The 2,593-nt window shown below is 52.5% G+C and carries 2 protein-coding genes; both read left to right on the top strand.

Going from position 1 to position 2,593, the window contains the following annotated elements; genetic code table 11:
• Positions 1–95: 95 nt before the first annotated feature.
• Positions 96–1,739: a GMC oxidoreductase gene (locus AC1DVH_RS29335; protein WP_477756732.1), complete on the top strand. Its 1,644-nt coding sequence runs from the start codon at positions 96–98 to the stop codon at positions 1,737–1,739.
• Positions 1,740–1,949: 210 nt separating this feature from the next.
• The coding region (locus tag AC1DVH_RS29330; RefSeq protein WP_477756731.1) for an outer membrane protein transport protein at positions 1,950–2,593 on the top strand (644 nt) is incomplete at its 3' end.

The raw sequence follows: 2,593 nt of genomic DNA, 5'->3' as shown, positions 1-2,593 counted from the left end.
AATGAAATACGAATCGTATAGTGAATTCGTGACTGGGCTTTGCTCTGCTTTTGCAGGCCATGACCTCTCCAAAAAAATAAAAATGGGAGCGTAACGTGGAACTGGTTTTCGACTTTGACTTCATCGTCATAGGCTCGGGCTTCGGCGGCAGCGTTTCGGCGCACCGGTTGACGGAGAAGGGCTACCGTGTTGGCGTGATGGAAATGGGGCGCCGTTGGCGTGCCGAGGACTTTCCGAAAAGCAACTGGGATCTGCGTAGATGGATGTGGATGCCCGCACTGAAAATGTTCGGCTTCTACAGCATGCGGATGTTTCGACACGTGGTCGTCGCAAGCGGCAATGCGGTCGGCGGAGGCTCCATCACTTACGCCAACGCACTGCTGAGGCCTTCGGATAAGGTTTGGGACGAGGGCTCGTGGGCAGGTCTGGCAGATTGGAAGAGCATCATGCCGAGGCACTATGCAGAGGCCGAGAGAATGCTGGGAGTGACTGAGGGCAAAATCCTGGGAGAAGCGGATTTGCGTCTTAAAAGGATGGCGGAGCTAAATGGCGTCGCCCACACCTTTCACGCACCCAATGTTGGTACCTTCTTCGCTCCGGAGGGCGAGGTCGCAGGCAAAACCTATCCCGATCCGTACTTCGGCGGTGAAGGCCCTGAGCGAGGCAGTTGCGTGGGCTGCGGCGGCTGCATGATGGGCTGCCGGCACAATGCCAAGAACACACTCGACAAGAACTACCTGTTTTTGGCTGAGAAGCACGGAGCTCAAGTCTTTGCGCAAACTCAAGTCGTAGACGTCCGACCGTTGAATGGCAAGGTGGACGGCAGCGACGGCTACGAGATCCACACGCAATGTTCGACTTCCTGGTTCCGCAAGAATAAGCGGGTCTTCCGCGCCCGAGGCGTGGTGTTCGCGGCATCCTCGTTAGGGACGATGGAGTTGCTGTTCCGGCTCAGGGAGAAAGGCTCTCTGCCTGGTATCAGTCAGGATCTGGGTAAACGGATACGCACCAATGCCGAATCACTTATCGGCGTCCGCTTCCCTTCCACAGATAAAAGTATGTCGCCAGGCTTGGCGGGCGGGGCCAGTATCTACTTGGACGAGCACACTCATATAGGTGTCGTACGCTATCCGGAAGGGTCAGATGCCATAGGGCTGATGATGACGCTGATGAGCGGTGGTCGCCCTGGCTGGAGGCGAATTGGTACTTGGATACTGACATTACTCAGGCACCCGATGCAGGCCCTACGGGTACACAACCCCAGAGGCTTCGCACGGGAAAACATGTTGTTGCTTGTGATGCAAACGGTCGATGCTCATATCAATATGCGTCTTAAACGTCGCTGGTACTGGCCTTTTGGAAGCCGACTGGTGACAGAAGGCGGCCCAATTCCTACGTTCATCCCGCAAGCGAATGCCTTCGTCGAAAAGGGTGCCAAGGCACTAGGTGGTATAGCGACCACCTTCCTCAGCGAAATCCTGTTCAACATTCCAACAACCGCGCATTGCATGGGCGGTTGCGCCATGGCGGAATCCGACGACCATGGTGTCATGGACGCGCAAAATAGAGTGTTTGGATATCGCAACCTGCTGATCTGCGACGGATCAATGCTCAGTGCCAACCTTGGCGTGAACCCAAGTCTGACGATCACTGCACTCGCGGAACACGCGATGTCGCACATACCAGCGAAAGGGAAATCTCAAGTCGAAACTCGGATTGCGATGACCCAGTTGGAATAACGGGTTGCTTTCAACTATCCATGTCCAAAAATCATACAGGACGACGCGAATCATGCCTTCTACAGAACCCTTCTAAAGAAGCCGCAAGAGAACTTTTAAATCGATAAAAACCACATCAATACAGAACCAGATTGGTCATATTAAAGAACTGCCATCCTTAGCGGGAAACGGCACCACCGCCTAAGCCTAAAAACAAAAACTGGTCATCCAATGAATACAAAAAAAACAGTTGAACCATCAGCTGGCGTGACACATCATCCCTGCCCTAGCGTCCAATCCAAACTTAAAACAAACTCACACCTTACCCCGCGCAGTTCAATACTATTCGGGGCGACTCTATTACTAACACTAGGGACTCCATCTGCTTCATGGGCAAATGGACTTGCGCTCAACGAACAAAGCGCTAGTGCTGCGGGGACTGCTTATGCTGGCCGCTCCTCGTCAGCAATAGACGCCAGCACCGTGTATGGTAATCCAGCGGGTTTAAGTAAAATCAAAAAAATAGAGGTCAGCGGCGGACTGGCATTAATTGACGCAAACGTTAACATAAGCGATGCAAGAAGTACTGCCCCAGGTACCACTGACGGCAACTCAGTACCTCTTACAGCTATTCCTTTTGGATACTTCTCTTCGCCAATCGACGATCGTTTTAGCGCTGGCATTGGTCTGTATGCGTCATACGGTCTCGTTAATGATTATGAGAGTTCCTTCCAAGGTCGCTACCATGGTTCCTACAGCAAGGTTCAGGTTAAAACATTGCACCCTGCTGTCTCGTACCGCTTAAACGATCAAGTAGCTATTGGCATTGGCACCACATTCAATCGTATTGAGAACAACCTCCAGTCCTATTTGGC

Source organism: Pseudomonas sp. P4_C3, from assembly GCF_056402075.1.
Note: the sequence above shows the minus strand (reverse complement) of the source record. Positions and strands in the feature narration are given on the sequence as shown.